Source organism: Pseudomonas sp. WC1 (genome assembly GCF_050586565.1).
Taxonomy (GTDB): domain Bacteria; phylum Pseudomonadota; class Gammaproteobacteria; order Pseudomonadales; family Pseudomonadaceae; genus Aquipseudomonas.
In genome coordinates this window covers 1-14,592 of sequence record NZ_JBOBDQ010000025.1, presented here as the reverse complement: position 1 = coordinate 14,592, position 14,592 = coordinate 1, and the positions used below count along the sequence as shown (strand labels likewise).

Below are 14,592 nucleotides of genomic sequence, written 5' to 3'. Positions count from 1 at the left end.
TTCTCGTCGTCAGTCTGGTGAATGCAAAAGTCAAAATACAGAAAAGTCCAGCGCCGCGTACTGCCCGCGGGCAATGCCGGCGAACGCCAGCAGGGCCGGCAGCTGTTCGGCGAAGCCCTGGTAACTGTGGTCGCCACCGGCCTGGACACGCAGGGCACAGGCGCGGTAGTAGCGCTCAGCCTGGCGATAGTCCAGGGTTTCATCGGCGGTCTGCAACCACACTTGATAGCGGCTGGCGTCCTGTGGGGGCGGCACTTCCAGTTCCGCCAGCGCTTCCACATGATCGTGGGTCAGCTCCCAGGCTTCGTCGGTATAGAGGTTGCGCTGGGTGCCGAGGTAGCCATCGAACAGGCGATGCGGCGCGACCGCCGGGTTGACCAGCAAGGCCTTGAGCCCGTGGCGCTCGGCCAGATGGGTGGCATAGTAGCCGCCGAGGGAGCTGCCGACCAGCAGCGGCGCACCCAGCTCATCGATGGCTGCCTCCAGCTGGGCGATAGCCTGGCGCGGGTGGTGGTGCAAGGCCGGGACGCGCAGTTGGTCGACCAGGCCGAGCTGCTGCATCACCGCCTCGAGCTGACGGGCTTTCTTCGACAGCGGCGAGCTGTTGAAGCCATGGATATAGAGGATGGAACCCGACATGCTGCCCCCGGACGCAAAGATGCGCAGTGTAGCGCGTTCGAAGGGCATTGGCGCAGCGCCTGGATTTTCGCAACAAATACTTCAACCAAGGCGATGCAGGCAGTGCCCGCTCCCACGCCTCTCACCACTGACCCGATCAGTAACCGGGGCTGTCGAAGTCCAGCTTCACCTCGAAATCGAACGCCCGCTCCACCCCGGTCTCCAGCCGCCCGTCGTCATGCAGCCGCAGCCAGCGATAGCCCGGCTGCTCCTCGCTCACCTTGAAGTCCTCGCTGCGCGGCGCGAACTGGATACAGGTCGACGGTGTGGCGAGGTAACGGACGCCATCATGCAGTTCATCCCATTCCTGATGGATATGCCCCCAGAGCAAGGCTTTCACCTGTGGATAACGCTTGATACACAGCAACAGTGCATCGGCATTGCGCAAACCGATCGGCTTGATCCAGGCGCAACCGATATCCACCGGCTGGTGGTGGCAGCACACCAGGCAATGGCGTTCGCCGGCATCGTCCAGTGCCTTGTCCAGCATGGCCAGCTGATCGTCCGCCAACAACCCGAACGTGGCGCCGACCACCGCCGAATCGAGCATGACGATGCGCCATTGACCAATGTCGGTCACGGCCTGCACCAGCTCCGGCGCCACGGCTAGCATCACCTGGGCTTCGTCATGGTTGCCTGGCAACCAGCGCGAGGGGGCGCCGAACACCGCCGTCATTTCACGGAAAGCAGCGTAGGAAGCTTTGCTGGCGTCCTGGGAGAGATCGCCCGTGCACAGCAGCAGGTCTATGCGCGGTTGTTCGCGGCGAACCTGGCCGACCACGTGCCCAAGGCTTGCGCGGGTATTGAGGCCCAGCAAGGTGCCCGCCGGGTCGGCGAACAGATGGGCGTCGGTCAGTTGCACCACATGGACAGGTGACGGGGATGATAGTGGTTGCGGCAACGGCCGTCTCCTCGAACGGATTCAGCACGGATTATGGCGGCGGATCGCTTTCGAGCAAATACTCGAAACCGACGCGCATCACATTTCAGCGCACCGCTTCCAGTTCGTGGCCGCAGGCCAGGCAGTGGCTCAGCCATTCACCGAGGAACAGATTGAGCTGGGCCTTCTCGTCCGGCTGGTGCATAGCCGTGTTGGGATAGGGGTAGATGCTGCGCAGGCGACGCGCATGCTCGGCACTGACCACCTCGGCCATGCGCGCGTCATGGTAGACCTGCACTTCCAGCTCTGGCACCGGCAGCCAGGGCAGGCTGTGCTCCTGGCGTACCTTGAGCGTGGTGGTGTAAGGGCAGGCCAGCAGCACTTCAAGCACCAGCACGCCGAGCATCTGGTCGCCCTGGGTCATGCCGATGCGCCGCGAGCTCTGCGTGGTGCGCATGTCGGGCAACAGGCGCATCAGGCGGGCATAGTTGGCCTCGCAGGCCGACTGCAGCCCGACCAGGTCGACTCGATAGCGCTCGCGCAGCAGGTTCACTTCCACATACCTCGTACTTCGTCACGGTTCAGCGCCAGCCATTGCAACCCGATGATCGTGGCGGCGTTGCAGATGCGCCCGTCGCGCACCGCCTGCAGGGCGTCCTCGAACGCCCAGACGCGCACGCGGATGTCCTCGCTTTCCTCTTCCAGGCCATGCAGGCCTCCGGCACCCTCGCTGACGCAACGGCCCAGGAACAGGTGGACGTACTCGTCGCTGCCGCCCGGCGAGGGGAAGTACTTGGTCATCGGCCACAGCGCCGAGAAGGTCAGGCCTGCTTCTTCCTCCGCTTCGCGATGGGCGACCTGCTCGGGTTGCTCGTCCTTGTCGATCAGCCCGGCCACCATTTCGATCAGCCAGGGATTGGCGACCTTGCCCATGGCGCCAACGCGAAACTGCTCGATCAGCACCACTTCGTCGCGCTGCGGATCGTAGGGCAGCACGCAGACCGCGTCATGGCGTACGAACAGTTCACGGGTGAACTCGCGGCTCATGCCCCCGGCGAACAGTTCGTGGCGCAGGTAAAGCTTGTCGAGCTTGTAAAAGCCCTTGAACAGCGGCTCCCGCCGAGCGATCTCGACCTGGGTAGGCACTGTATTGTGCGTGTCCGTCATGCAAACTCCTCATGCCTCGTTTACCGCATCGCGCAATCCTACTCTGCGCACGGCCCGGTTTCATCCCTTTCCGCTGACCGTTCGGGCAGCCGGGACAGGCGTGTCACTCTCTGTTAGCTTAGTGGCGAACTGAAGGCCGCGCAGGCGGTCCAAGGCCGATCATCACCGTTGTGAAAGAGGCAACATGACGCTTGTCAAACTGACTTCCGTGGCCGTCCTGGCACTGGCGCTCGGCGCCTGCCAGAGCCTGTTCACGCCCAATTACCGGGCCCCGCTCGAGGTCAAGCGCGAGGCCTGGGAGCACGTAAAACCCGGCTGCAGCGAAAGCGACTGCCCGCTGGTCAACATCGACGTCGTGCACTTCCCGGCCCTGCCCAAGCTCGACGGCATTGTCGAGAAGCGCCTGCTGATGTTGACCGAGGACAACCAGCGCGGCACCCCGCCGGCCTCGCTGCAAGCCTACGAGCAGCAGTACCTGGCCCGCGCCGACAAGCGCAACAGCAGCTACCTGCAAGCCAAGGTACGCGAGCAGCATGACGGGCTGGTGATCGTCGAGCTGTCCAGCTACCTGGACAGCGGCGGCGCCCACGGCATGCCGGGACGCGGCTTCATCAACTATTCGCGCAAGCTGGACAAGGTGCTGACCCTGGACGACATGCTTGTGCCGGGTCAGGAGGCGACTTTCTGGAAAACCGCCGAGGAGTCCCACCGCGCCTGGCTGATCAGCACCGGCATGGACAAGGACCCCGAGTTCGTCAAGACCTGGCCGTTCAAGCAATCCCCGCACATCGCCCTGACCTACGGCGCGGTGGTGATCAAGTACGAGGTCTACTCCATCGCCCCCTACTCCATGGGCCACGTCGAGCTGAAGATCCCCTACCCGCGCCTCAATGGCGTGATCAAGCCCGAGCTGTTTCCCGGCCGCGGCTGAGCGATAGCAACAGGTGCAGTACCCCTGCCAGCAACAGTGCCGGCAGGGTCGCCCCCAGCTCAGGCGCCTGGCTGGCCATCAGGTGATAGGCCGCCACCCCCACGCCCCAGGCCAGTAGCGCCTGCCAGTGCAAGCCCTCGACCAACGCCGGCAAGCGGCGGCGGCGAATCACGAAGTGATCCACCAGCACCACGCCGAACAGCGGCGCGAACACCGAGCCGATCAGCAACAGGAAGTTCTGGTACTGGGCCAGCGGCGCCAGCAAGGCGATCAGCGTGCACAGCACGCCGATCGCCAAGGCCAGGTGCTCGACCTTCATTTTCAGCAGCAGGCCGGTGGACACCGCCGCCGAGTGGATATCGGCAAAGGCGTTTTCCGTCTCGTCCAGCAGGATCAGCAGCAACGGAATTCCCAGCCCAGCGCCGGCGAGTGCCAACAGCAGGGCATTCACCTCACCGCTGGGCGCGAACGCCAAGGTGTAAGCCACGCCCAGGCTCATCAGCCAGGCATTGCCAATGAAGAAGCCCAGCGCGGTACCGCCGAACACCCGGCTGGCGCGCTGGCCAAAGCGTGAATAGTCGGCGATCAGCGGCAGCCACGACAGCGGCATGGCGATCACGATGTCGAAACCCAGGGCCAGGGACAGCGAACCATCACCGGGCTGACGCCACAGCTGGGCCAGGTCGGCCCTGGCGAACAGGTTCCAGGTCAACCAGGCGCAGGCGCCCAGCAGCAGCCAGATCCCCCATTTGCGCAAGACCTTGCGCACGAACGCCAGCGGCCCGCTGACCGCCAGCAGAGTGGCCAGGGCGCCAAAGCACAAGGTCCACAGCAGCGGGCTGCTCCAGCCGCTGCCCTCGCCGAACGCGCGTTCGCCCAGCAAGCTGGCGGCATCACGCATGACGATGATCTCGAACGAACCCCAGCCCACCAGTTGCAGCAGGTTGAGCAAGGCCGGCAGGCGCGCGCCATGGCTACCGAGCGTGAGGCGCAAGGTTGCCATGGCCGACAGGCCGGTATCGCTACCGATCACCCCCACCGCGGCCAGCAGCAATACCCCTACCGCCGTGCCCAGGGTGATCGCCAGGATCGAGCCCGCCAGCCCCAGGCCCGGCGCCAACAGGCTGCCGACCTGCAGGACCATCAGGCCGATGCCGAGGGAAAACCACAGCGAAAACAGGTCGCGGGCGCCGAACTGGCGATGGTGAGAGGGGACCGGGTGGTCGGGAGAGAAGTGGCTGGGAGTGGTCATGCTCGGGCGCTCGACGGAAGAGTTGGGGTGAACCCATCGCTGGCAAGCCAGCTCCCACAGGGGCCGCATCGCAGTCTGTGGGAGCTGGCTTGCCAGCGATGCGGTGCGCATCGCGCACCGCCTGGGTCTGCTACTCAGACTTTCTGGTACAACTGACTGCCTTCCTGGCGGAACCGCTCGGCCTGCTCGCGCATGCCCTGTTCGACTGTCACGTCGACGGTCTCGATCTTGGCCGCGTACTCACGCACTTCCTGGGTGATCTTCATCGAGCAGAACTTCGGCCCGCACATCGAGCAGAAGTGGGCGACCTTGGCCGACTCCTTGGGCAGCGTCTCGTCGTGGAACGCACGGGCGGTGTCCGGGTCCAGGCCGAGGTTGAACTGGTCCTCCCAGCGGAACTCGAAGCGCGCCTTGGACAGCGCGTTGTCACGGATCTGCGCGCCCGGGTGGCCCTTGGCAAGGTCGGCGGCATGCGCGGCAATCTTGTAGGTGATGATGCCGGTCTTCACGTCATCCTTGTTCGGCAGGCCCAGGTGCTCCTTGGGCGTGACGTAGCAGAGCATGGCGCAACCGAACCAGCCGATCATCGCCGCGCCTATCCCTGAGGTGATGTGGTCGTAGCCAGGGGCGATGTCGGTGGTCAGCGGGCCAAGGGTGTAGAACGGCGCTTCGTCGCAGCATTCGAGCTGCTTGTCCATGTTCTCCTTGATCAGCTGCATCGGCACGTGGCCAGGGCCTTCGATCATGCACTGCACGTCGTGCTTCCAGGCGATCTTGGTCAGCTCGCCGAGGGTTTCCAGCTCACCGAACTGCGCGGCGTCGTTGGCGTCGGCGATCGAGCCCGGGCGCAGGCCGTCGCCCAGCGAGAAGCTGACGTCGTAGGCCTTCATGATTTCGCAGATCTCGTCGAAGTGCGTGTACAGGAAGTTTTCCTTGTGGTGCGCCAGGCACCACTTGGCCATGATCGAGCCGCCACGGCTGACGATGCCGGTGACGCGCTTGGCGGTCAGCGGCACATAACGCAGCAAGACGCCAGCGTGGATGGTGAAGTAGTCCACCCCCTGCTCGGCCTGTTCGATCAGGGTGTCGCGGAACAGCTCCCAGGTCAGGTCCTCGGCAACGCCATTGACCTTTTCAAGGGCCTGGTAAATCGGCACGGTACCGATCGGCACCGGCGAGTTGCGGATGATCCACTCGCGGGTTTCATGGATGTGCTTGCCGGTGGACAGGTCCATGACCGTGTCCGAACCCCAGCGGATGCCCCAGGTCAGCTTGGCCACTTCTTCCTCGATGGAGGAACCCAGGGCGCTGTTGCCGATGTTGCCGTTGATCTTTACCAGGAAGTTGCGGCCGATGATCATCGGCTCCAGCTCGGTGTGGTTGATGTTGGCCGGGATGATCGCGCGACCGCGGGCGATCTCTTCGCGCACGAACTCGGGGGTGATCTCTTTCGGGATACTGGCACCGAAGCTGTGGCCGGCGTGCTGCTGGCTCAACAGGCCGGCGGCGCGGGCTTCCTGCAGCTTCATGTTCTCGCGGATGGCAACGTATTCCATCTCGGCGGTGATGATGCCCTGGCGCGCGTAGTGCATCTGCGAGACGTTGGCGCCGGCCTTGGCCCGGCGCGGGTTGCGCACGTGGGCGAAGCGCAGCTTGGCCAGCTCGGCGTCGTTCAGGCGCTGCTGGCCGAAGTTCGAGCTCAGGCCACCCAGGCGCTCGGTGTCGCCACGGGCGTCGATCCACGCCGAGCGCACATCGCCCAGGCCCTTGCGCACGTCGATGATGACATTGGGGTCGGTGTACGGGCCGGAGGTGTCATACACCAGCACCGGGGCGTTCTTTTCGCCGCCGAAGTCGGTGGGGGTGTCGTGCAGGCTGATCTCGCGCATGGGCACGCGGATATCGGGGCGCGAACCTTCGACATAGACCTTGCGCGAGTTGGGCAGCGGTTGCACGGACTGTTGGTCGACTTGGGCCGACTCGCTCAGACTGATCGTTTTTTCTTGTTTGCTCATCACAGGCTCTCCAGACAGCTTCCTAGCGGGCGGAATGTCGGGGTGAACCTGAAAGGCGCGGACGCACCCGTGTTGACGAGTGCAGTGCCGGACAAGGGGTGCCGTGGGCTGCAAGCAGCTGTGGCGATCCCGGACCTGGCACAAGAGGCTCCCGGGACATGAGAGCAATCTTGTTCCCTACGCAGGCGCTAACCTGATCAGGTTCAACGGGATCCGCAACTTTGCGATCTCAGCCTTTGCATCAAGGCACCCCGACAAGAACCTGCGCAGTCTAGACTGGAGTGGTCGGCAAAGCCAAGCGGGTAAATCCCTGGCGTGATAAATGGCACACGTGGCGGATTGTTGATGGCGACGCACGGCACTACACTGGCGTGCTCGATACCAGACAGTACAGTAAATACATCTTGATCAAGGATTGCCCTATGCTGCGCAAACTCTCACTGGCGATTGCCGTGTCTTGTGCGTCCAACGGAGTGGCCTGGGCAGTGGATACGCCCACGACGGTGAAGACCGACCTGGTCAGCGTCTACCAGGAAGCGGTGGACAATAACGCCGACCTGGCAGCCGCCCGCGCCGACTACGGCGCCCGCCGCGAAGTGGTGCCCCAGGCCCGCGCCGGTTTGCTGCCCAACCTTTCGGCCGGCGCCGAGATGATGAATACCCGCACCAAGCTCGACGAGCCGTCGATCACCTCCAACCGCAGCGGCAATACCTGGAGCGCCACCCTGGCGCAGCCGATCTTCCGCGCCGACCGCTGGTTCCAGCTGCAGGCTGCCGAAGCGGTCAACGAGCAGGCCGCGCTGGAACTGTCGGCCACCGAGCAGAACCTGATCCTGCAAAGCGCCGAGAACTACTTCGCGGTGCTCCGCGCTCAGGACAACCTGGCCTCGACCAAGGCTGAAGAGGCGGCCTTCAAGCGCCAGCTCGACCAGTCCAACGAGCGATTCGATGTCGGCCTTTCGGACAAGACCGATGTGCTGCAGTCACAGGCCAGCTATGACACGGCGCGGGCCAACCGGATCATCGCCGAGCGCCAGGTGCAGGATGCCTTCGAGGCCCTGATCACCTTGACCAACCGCCAATATAGCGCGATCCAGGGCGTGGTCCACACCCTGCCGGTGCAAGTGCCGACGCCCAACGACGCCAAGGCCTGGGTCGAGACCGCCGGGCGGCAGAACCTCAACCTGCAGGCCACCAACCATGCCGTGGCGGCCGCCGAAGAGACCGTGCGCCAACGCAAAGCGGGCCATGCACCAACCCTGGATGCCGTGGCCAAGTACCAGAAGGGCGACAACGACAACCTGGGTTTCACCAACCCTTCGCAGAACGGCGTGCGCTACGGCGGTGACGTGGAGCAGACCAGCGTCGGCCTGCAACTGAACATTCCGATCTACAGCGGCGGGTTGACCAGCTCCCAGGTGCGCGAGGCCTATGCGCGCCTGACCCAGAGCGAGCAGCAGCGCGAAAGCCTGCGCCGCCAGGTGGTGGAGAACACGCGTAATCTGCACCGTGCGGTGAACACCGACGTGGAACAGGTACAGGCGCGCAAGCAGTCGATCATTTCCAACCAGAGCGCACTGGAGGCCACCGAGATCGGCTACCAGGTCGGCACCCGCAACATCGTCGACGTGCTCGATGCGCAACGCCAGCTGTACACCTCGGTGCGCGACTACAACAACAGCCGCTACGACTACATCCTCGACAACCTGCGCCTCAAGCAGGCGGCCGGCACCTTGAGCCCGCAGGACCTGCAGGACCTGGGGCGGTACCTGAAGGCCGACTACAACCCGGACAAGGATTTCCTGCCACCGGATCTGGCAGCGGCTGCGGCGAAGAACTTCGAACGCCGGCCTTGAAGGCAACACACTACCTGTAGGGCGGGCTTAGTGGGAGCGGGATTGCCCCGCTCCCACCACAACCGCGCCTACAGGCTCATCATCAGCTCAGCAGGCACGCCAGCCCATCGAGCAAACGCTGCAACGCCCCCTGATTGGCCCGCATCACCGCCCTGCCCGCCTCGCCCATGCGCCGCGCGTCCTGCGGCAGCTCAACCAAGCGGCGCACCGCCGCGGCCAGCCCCTCGGCATCGTCCACCTGCTGCAACGCCCCCGCCTCGCGCAGCATCGCGCTGATCTCGAGGAAGTTGAACACATGCGGTCCCATGAGCACCGGCAGTGCCAGCGCCGCCGGCTCCAACGGGTTGTGACCGCCCGTGGGGACCAGGCTGCCGCCTACGAAGGCGATATCGGCCAGTGCATACAGAAACAGCAGTTCGCCCATGGTGTCGCCCAGCAGCACCTGGGTCTGCGCCGTGACCGCGTCACCGGCCGAGCGGCGCACCGTGGAGAACTGTCCGGCGCACAGCTCATGCACCGCCGCGAAGCGCTCGGGATGGCGCGGCACCAGGATCAGCAGCGCATCGCTGTGTACCTTCAGCAGCTCACGATGAGCCTCGAGAATCAACGCGTCTTCGCCATCGTGGGTACTGGCGGCGATCCACACCGGACGCTGCCGGGCAGCCCACTGCTCGCGCAATGCGCAGGCCCGTGGCAGCAGTTGATCGTCGATCGTGAGGTCAAACTTGATCGAACCGGTCACCTGCACGCATTCGTGGCGCGCACCGAGCGCGCGGAAACGCTCCGCCTCGGTTTCGGTCTGTACGGCGATCAGGTTCATCTCCTCGAGCATCGGCCGGGTCAGGCCGGCAAAACGGGCATAACCACGCGCCGAGCGCTCGGACAGCCTCGCATTGGCCAGCGCCACCGGAATGCCGCGCCTGGCGCACTGGTGGATGTGGTTCGGCCACAGCTCGGTTTCCATGATGATGCCCAGGCGCGGGCGCACATGGTCGAGGAACCGCCCGGCCGCCCACGGCAGGTCGTAAGGCAAGTAGCAGTGCTGCACCCGTGGCTCGCCCTCGAACATCGCGCGGATGCGCTCTGAGCCGGTCGGGGTCATGCAGGTGAGCGTGACCGGCAGGTCCGGGTACTGCTTGAGCAGGGCCCGCACCATCGGCGCGGCAGCGATGCTCTCACCCACCGAGACCGCATGCACCCAGATGCCACCCTGACGCATGGGTGGCAAGCCACAAGCGAAGCGCTCGGCGATACGCGCACGGTAGGCCGGCGCCTTGCGCCCGCGCAGGAACAGGCGCAGCGCGACCAGCGGCAGGCCCAGATGGAAAAGCAGGGTATAGAGGGTTCTGTTCATGGCGGCGGAGTTTACTAGGAACTGGATGAAAAGGCCTGTCAGCCAATGGCCCGCAGGTGCACGGCGAAGCGCTCGGCCAGCCACTGCGCCGCAGGGCCCAAGGGCTCGTCACGGCGCCAGGCCAGTTCCGCCACCAGCGCCGGCGGGCGCCATTCGCTGTCCAGCTCGACCATCTGCGCCTGGTAGGTGGGGTACTGCACCACATGACGCGGCAGCCAGGCCCAGCCCAGGCCGCGCATCAGCAATTCGGCCATGGCATAAAAGCTGTCGGCACGCCAGATCTGCGGGCTGATCGCCTCGCCGCCGGGGTAGCCGCTCTGCTGCGGGGTAATCAGCAACTGGCGATGGCGGGCCAGTTGTTGGCGGCTGACCTTGGCCAAGTGTGCCAGCGGGTGGTCGATGGCACACACCGTGACCATCTCGACGCTGCCCAAGGACCGTCTCTCCAGCGAGGCGGGAATGCTTTCGTGGTGGAAGAACAACCCCAGGTCGGCGCGCCGCTCCACCAGCTTGCGCGCCACATCGCCCTGGGCGCCGCTGGCCAGTTGCACCTCCAGGTAGGGGTAGCGCACCGCCAGCTCGTCAAGGCTGTCGATCACCGGCTGGTAGGGCATGGCCTCGTCCTGGGCCACCCGCAGCAACGCCTCCTGTCCGCGCATCAAGGCCAACGCCCGGCCATCCAGACGCTCGCATTGGCGCAACAGCTCGCGGGCGTCCTCCAGCAGCGCGGCGCCGCTTTCGGTCAGGCGCGGCTGCCGGCCGCTGCTGCGCTCGAAAAGGGTCACGCCCAGGTCCGCCTCGAGCAAGGCGATGGCGCTGCTGATCGCCGACTGGGCCTTGTGCTGCTCTCGGGCCACGGCGGAAAACGAACGCAGCTCCGCCGCCCGCACAAACAGGCGCAACTGTTCCAGGTTCCAGTGCTCAGTCATCATTAACCTATCTCCATAACAGATAGGTAATGACTTTACCGCATCCTGGGATCCTCTAGAATGCCCATCCAGTACCGGAGGACCCGCATCATGAACGCCTATACCTATCTCGCTATCGCCATCTGCGCCGAAGTCATTGCCACTGCCTCCATGAAGTCGGTCAAGGGTCTGAGCACGCCTCTGCCGCTGCTGCTGATGGTGTGCGGCTACGGCGTGGCGTTCTGGATGCTCACCCTGGTGGTGCGCAGCATTCCGGTGGGGATCGCCTACGCGATCTGGTCGGGTCTGGGGATCGTCCTGATCAGCGTCGCGGCGCTGGTGATCTATGGGCAGAAGCTGGATGTGCCGGCGATGGTGGGGATGGCCATGATCGTCGGCGGGGTGGTGGTGATCCAGGTGTTTTCCAATACCGCAGGGCACTGAGCCTGAGCCCATGGGGCCGCTGCGCGGCCCTATCGCCGGCAAGCCGGCTCCCACAGGGGTCAGCACGACGCCACAGCCTGTATACTGCGCACCTGTCCTAGTTTTCGAGGTGCCCGCATGCCATCCGCCATTACCACTGACGTGCTGATCGTCGGCGCCGGGGTCGCAGGCCTCTGGCTCAATGCCCGGCTGCGCCGCCTGGGCTACTCGACGGTGCTGGTGGAGCGCGCCAGCCTGGGTGGCGAGCAGACCATCAAGTCGCAAGGCATCATCCACGGCGGCACCAAATATGCCTTGCACGGCGCCCTCACCGGCGCCTCCGAGGCCATCGCCGACATGCCGCGACGCTGGCGCGAAGCGCTGGCCGGCAACGGCGAACTGGACCTGAGCGGCACCCGCTTGCTGTCCGATGCCCACTACTTGTGGTCCCCCGGCACCCTGGCGGGCAACCTCACCAGTTTCTTCGCCAGCAAGGCCGTGCGCGGCCGGGTCGACCAGGTCAAGGGCGAGCAACTGCCGCCGGCCCTGCAGGACCGCGCCTTCAAGGGTAAGGTCTACCGCCTGGCCGAACTGGTCATCGACGTGCCCAGCCTGCTGGCCAACCTCGCGCAACTGGCGGGTGACAGCCTGCTGGCCGGCGAGCGAATCGAACCGCTGCGCGACGGCGAAGAGCTGGCCGGCCTGGTGGTCGATGACCGCGAGATCCGCGCCCAGCGCATAGTCCTGAGCGCCGGCGGTGGCACCGAAGGCCTGCTGCACGCCCTGGGGCTGAACCAACCGGCCATGCAACGCCGCCCGCTGCACATGGTCCTGGCCAAGGGGCCCAACCTCAAGCCCCTGTATGCCCACTGCCTGGGCGGCGGCCCCAAGCCGCGCATCACCGTGACCACCCACCCGGCCGCCGATGGCCAATGGGTGTGGTACCTGGGTGGCGATATCGCCGAGGCTGACGGCGTTGCCCGTGAGCCCGCCGCGCAGATCGCCGCGGCGCAGAAGGAAGTTGCCAGCCTGTTGCCTTGGGTCGATCAAAGCCTGGTCCGCTGGGCCACCCTGCGCGTCGATCGCGCCGAGCCCGCGCAATCGGGCCTGGTACGCCCGGACAACGCCTTCCTTGCCGACCAGCAACGCCTGCTGGTCGGCTGGCCGACCAAGCTGGCCCTGGCGCCAGATTTCGCCGATCGTGTGCTGGCCAGCTTCGAGCGTGACGGCGTGCGCCCGGCGAGCCAGCCGGACCTTGCCGACCTGCCGCGTCCACCGCTGGCGCTGCCAGCCTGGGAGCAACTGCTGCCATGAGCCTGCCGACCCTGCACGATCACCACCGCCCCTTGGGCAGCACCGGCCTGCGGGTATCGCCACTGGGCCTGGGCACGGTCAAGCTGGGCCGCGACCAAGGCGTCAAATACCCCAATGGTTTCACCATCCCCGATGACCAGGCCGCCCGCCTGCTGCTCGCCCAGGCCCGCGAGCTGGGCATCAACCTGATCGACACCGCCCCGGCCTATGGCCGCAGCGAGGAGCGCCTCGGCCCATTGCTGCGCGGCCAACGCGAGCAATGGGTAATCGTCAGCAAGGTCGGGGAAGAGTTCGAGGATGGCCAGTCGCATTTCGATTTCAGCGCCGCCCATACCCGTCGCTCGGTCGAACGCAGCCTCAAGCGCCTGGAAACCGACCGTATCGAACTGGTGCTGGTGCACTCCGATGGCAACGACCTGGCGATCCTCGAGCAGGAGGGAGTGTATGAAACACTCGCCGCGCTCAAGCGCGAAGGCAAGATCCTCGGCTACGGCTTCTCCGGCAAGACCGCCGCGGGTGGCCTGAAGGCCTTGGAACAAGGTGATTGCGCCATGGTCACCTACAATCTCAACGAGCAGGCGGAGCGGCCCGTGCTCGACTACGCTGCCGAACACGGCAAGGCCATCCTGGTAAAGAAGGCCCTGGCCAGCGGCCATATCTGCCTGGCGCCGGGGGTCGACCCGGTGCAGGCCAGTTTCGAGTTGCTGTTCGCCCACCCCGGCGTGTGCAGTGCCATCGTCGGCACCATCAACCCGGTTCACCTGGCCCACAACGTGGCCACCGTCGCCCGCATCCTGGGCCGGCCCTGAGCCGCCCGGGCGGGGGCCCAACGCAAGGAGGAGCCTCGTGCCGCGTACGCTGATCCGCAAGAATCCGAGCAACTTCAAGACCCTGCCGCTGCACGTCGAAGCCACGCCCGACGGCCTGACTTACCAGAGCATCGGCATGCCGCTGAATTTCGCTCAAACCCTGCAGCGGCGCAAGGCCATCCAGGTCGCCGACCCCGAACGCTTCGTGGCGGAGCTGGCCAACCTCGGCGTGTCGGTGCGCCTCACCCTGAACTGGCAAGGCCGCGACTACTGGGTGCTGGTGCGCCAACGCCGACAGGACCGTGGCGATGTGGTGCTCAAGCTGATTTCAGGCTATGTCCCGGCCCACGAGCTGAACCTGCCGCTGCACACGGCGATCCAGGAAGTGGCCGAGGAGTGCCTGCTGGAAACCCCTGAAGGCTGGCTTGGCGGGCGCTTCAACGATACCTGGCTGCCGGCGCCCTATGCCGCCGCCCTGCACTATCGCGAGGCGCTGCCGTTCGTGCTCTCGCCTGAGTCTGGTGCCGCCCGCCCGGTGCATTGCGCCCGGCTCACCCTGCTGGAGCGGCCACGGGCCTACGTGCACCTGCCCACCGCGTCGTTGCAGCTGATCTACGACCTGCGTCTGCAAGTGCCCAAGGAGGCCAAGTCACTGAGCCTGTTCCATGTCGATGAACGGCTCGAGGGCGACCAACTGGTGGCACGGCTCGACCGCAAAAGACCAGACCTTTACCTGATGCCGTTGAAGGACGGCCAACCGATGGCAGAGCTCTATACCCTGAAGAAGGATCAACTGCTGCCGGCGAGCACACGCGGCCTATGGCTGGCTGAAAGCTTTGCACTACAGGTAGGCTGGGTGGTTCGGGAGGAGCGGGTACGCTGGAAGGACTGGTTGAAGCAACAAGACCTGGCCGAACACAAGCGCGAACCGGCTTCGCACCTGGAGCGCTTCAGTGACAAGGCCCGGGCGTTGCTGGAGCGAGCGCGGGACACGCTGCACAAATG

The 14,592-nt window shown here is 65.4% G+C and carries 14 protein-coding genes and 1 riboswitch; of the genes, 6 read left to right on the top strand and 8 right to left on the bottom strand.

The window, feature by feature from the left end; translation table 11 throughout:
* Positions 1-30: 30 nt before the first annotated feature.
* The 4 genes from ACQ4OD_RS13400 to ACQ4OD_RS13385 all read right to left on the bottom strand — a co-directional run bounded on the left by ACQ4OD_RS13400 (position 31) and on the right by ACQ4OD_RS13385 (position 2,725).
* Positions 31-639: a YqiA/YcfP family alpha/beta fold hydrolase gene (locus tag ACQ4OD_RS13400; RefSeq protein WP_430944422.1), complete on the bottom strand. Its 609-nt coding sequence runs from the start codon at positions 637-639 to the stop codon at positions 31-33.
* 136 nt (positions 640-775) lie between these two features.
* Positions 776-1,579 (bottom strand): 3',5'-cyclic-AMP phosphodiesterase, encoded by an 804-nt coding sequence (cpdA, locus tag ACQ4OD_RS13395; protein ID WP_258599756.1) that lies wholly within the window; start codon positions 1,577-1,579, stop codon positions 776-778.
* Positions 1,580-1,664: 85 nt separating this feature from the next.
* A complete protein-coding gene (locus ACQ4OD_RS13390; protein WP_023630808.1) occupies positions 1,665-2,117 on the bottom strand; it encodes a DUF1249 domain-containing protein in 453 nt (150 codons plus the stop codon).
* Positions 2,108-2,725 (bottom strand): NUDIX domain-containing protein, encoded by a 618-nt coding sequence (locus ACQ4OD_RS13385; RefSeq protein WP_139673876.1) that lies wholly within the window; start codon positions 2,723-2,725, stop codon positions 2,108-2,110. Before ACQ4OD_RS13385 ends, ACQ4OD_RS13390 begins: the two co-directional genes overlap by 10 nt.
* A gap of 184 nt (positions 2,726-2,909) precedes the next feature.
* Between ACQ4OD_RS13385 and ACQ4OD_RS13380 the strand changes: the two genes are divergently transcribed.
* On the top strand, positions 2,910-3,656 hold the full coding sequence (locus tag ACQ4OD_RS13380; protein ID WP_102682182.1) for an RsiV family protein: 747 nt from the start codon (positions 2,910-2,912) through the stop codon (positions 3,654-3,656).
* Here the strand turns inward: ACQ4OD_RS13380 and cytX are convergent.
* Both cytX and thiC read right to left on the bottom strand, forming a co-directional pair.
* A complete protein-coding gene (cytX, locus tag ACQ4OD_RS13375; RefSeq protein ID WP_430944421.1) occupies positions 3,625-4,908 on the bottom strand; it encodes a putative hydroxymethylpyrimidine transporter CytX in 1,284 nt (427 codons plus the stop codon). The two genes, ACQ4OD_RS13380 and cytX, sit on opposite strands and share 32 nt — an antisense overlap.
* 134 nt (positions 4,909-5,042) lie before the next feature.
* Positions 5,043-6,923: a phosphomethylpyrimidine synthase ThiC gene (gene thiC / locus ACQ4OD_RS13370; RefSeq protein ID WP_046853977.1), complete on the bottom strand. Its 1,881-nt coding sequence runs from the start codon at positions 6,921-6,923 to the stop codon at positions 5,043-5,045.
* A gap of 157 nt (positions 6,924-7,080) precedes the next feature.
* A riboswitch (TPP riboswitch) is annotated at positions 7,081-7,187 on the bottom strand.
* Between the two features lie 158 nt (positions 7,188-7,345).
* Between thiC and ACQ4OD_RS13365 the strand changes: the two genes are divergently transcribed.
* On the top strand, positions 7,346-8,779 hold the full coding sequence (locus tag ACQ4OD_RS13365) for a TolC family outer membrane protein (protein WP_139673885.1): 1,434 nt from the start codon (positions 7,346-7,348) through the stop codon (positions 8,777-8,779).
* Between the two features lie 82 nt (positions 8,780-8,861).
* Here the strand turns inward: ACQ4OD_RS13365 and waaA are convergent, their stop codons facing one another.
* Complete coding sequence (gene waaA / locus ACQ4OD_RS13360) at positions 8,862-10,133, bottom strand: lipid IV(A) 3-deoxy-D-manno-octulosonic acid transferase (protein ID WP_139673888.1); 1,272 nt, start codon at positions 10,131-10,133, stop codon at positions 8,862-8,864.
* A gap of 38 nt (positions 10,134-10,171) precedes the next feature.
* On the bottom strand, positions 10,172-11,062 hold the full coding sequence (locus ACQ4OD_RS13355; RefSeq protein ID WP_198754825.1) for a LysR family transcriptional regulator: 891 nt from the start codon (positions 11,060-11,062) through the stop codon (positions 10,172-10,174).
* A 90-nt stretch (positions 11,063-11,152) separates the two neighbouring features.
* Here ACQ4OD_RS13355 and ACQ4OD_RS13350 point away from each other — a divergent pair, with 90 nt between their 5' ends.
* From ACQ4OD_RS13350 to ACQ4OD_RS13335, 4 genes are all read left to right on the top strand, one after another.
* Complete coding sequence (locus tag ACQ4OD_RS13350) at positions 11,153-11,485, top strand: DMT family transporter (RefSeq protein ID WP_430944420.1); 333 nt, start codon at positions 11,153-11,155, stop codon at positions 11,483-11,485.
* A 117-nt stretch (positions 11,486-11,602) separates the two neighbouring features.
* Positions 11,603-12,778 carry an NAD(P)/FAD-dependent oxidoreductase gene (locus ACQ4OD_RS13345; RefSeq protein WP_102682187.1) on the top strand — a complete coding sequence of 392 codons (1,176 nt, stop codon included), beginning with the start codon at positions 11,603-11,605 and terminating at the stop codon, positions 12,776-12,778.
* A complete protein-coding gene (locus ACQ4OD_RS13340) occupies positions 12,775-13,587 on the top strand; it encodes an aldo/keto reductase (RefSeq protein ID WP_046853972.1) in 813 nt (270 codons plus the stop codon). The genes ACQ4OD_RS13345 and ACQ4OD_RS13340 overlap by 4 nt, the downstream gene beginning before the upstream one ends.
* A gap of 37 nt (positions 13,588-13,624) precedes the next feature.
* A partial coding sequence (locus ACQ4OD_RS13335) for a metal ABC transporter ATPase (protein ID WP_198754814.1) occupies positions 13,625-14,592 on the top strand: 968 nt, incomplete at its 3' end.

Bases quoted from the DNA above. Each gene is read 5' to 3' on its own strand.
- ACQ4OD_RS13400 (WP_430944422.1), bottom strand. From the start codon at position 639: ATGTCGGGTTCCATCCTCTATATCCATGGCTTCAACAGCTCGCCGCTG.
- ACQ4OD_RS13385 (WP_139673876.1), bottom strand. From the start codon at position 2,725: ATGACGGACACGCACAATACAGTGCCTACCCAGGTCGAGATCGCTCGG.
- ACQ4OD_RS13380 (WP_102682182.1), top strand. From the start codon at position 2,910: ATGACGCTTGTCAAACTGACTTCCGTGGCCGTCCTGGCACTGGCGCTC.
- cytX (WP_430944421.1), bottom strand. From the start codon at position 4,908: ATGACCACTCCCAGCCACTTCTCTCCCGACCACCCGGTCCCCTCTCAC.
- thiC (WP_046853977.1), bottom strand. From the start codon at position 6,923: ATGAGCAAACAAGAAAAAACGATCAGTCTGAGCGAGTCGGCCCAAGTC.
- ACQ4OD_RS13365 (WP_139673885.1), top strand. From the start codon at position 7,346: ATGCTGCGCAAACTCTCACTGGCGATTGCCGTGTCTTGTGCGTCCAAC.
- waaA (WP_139673888.1), bottom strand. From the start codon at position 10,133: ATGAACAGAACCCTCTATACCCTGCTTTTCCATCTGGGCCTGCCGCTG.
- ACQ4OD_RS13355 (WP_198754825.1), bottom strand. From the start codon at position 11,062: ATGACTGAGCACTGGAACCTGGAACAGTTGCGCCTGTTTGTGCGGGCG.
- ACQ4OD_RS13350 (WP_430944420.1), top strand. From the start codon at position 11,153: ATGAACGCCTATACCTATCTCGCTATCGCCATCTGCGCCGAAGTCATT.
- ACQ4OD_RS13345 (WP_102682187.1), top strand. From the start codon at position 11,603: ATGCCATCCGCCATTACCACTGACGTGCTGATCGTCGGCGCCGGGGTC.
- ACQ4OD_RS13340 (WP_046853972.1), top strand. From the start codon at position 12,775: ATGAGCCTGCCGACCCTGCACGATCACCACCGCCCCTTGGGCAGCACC.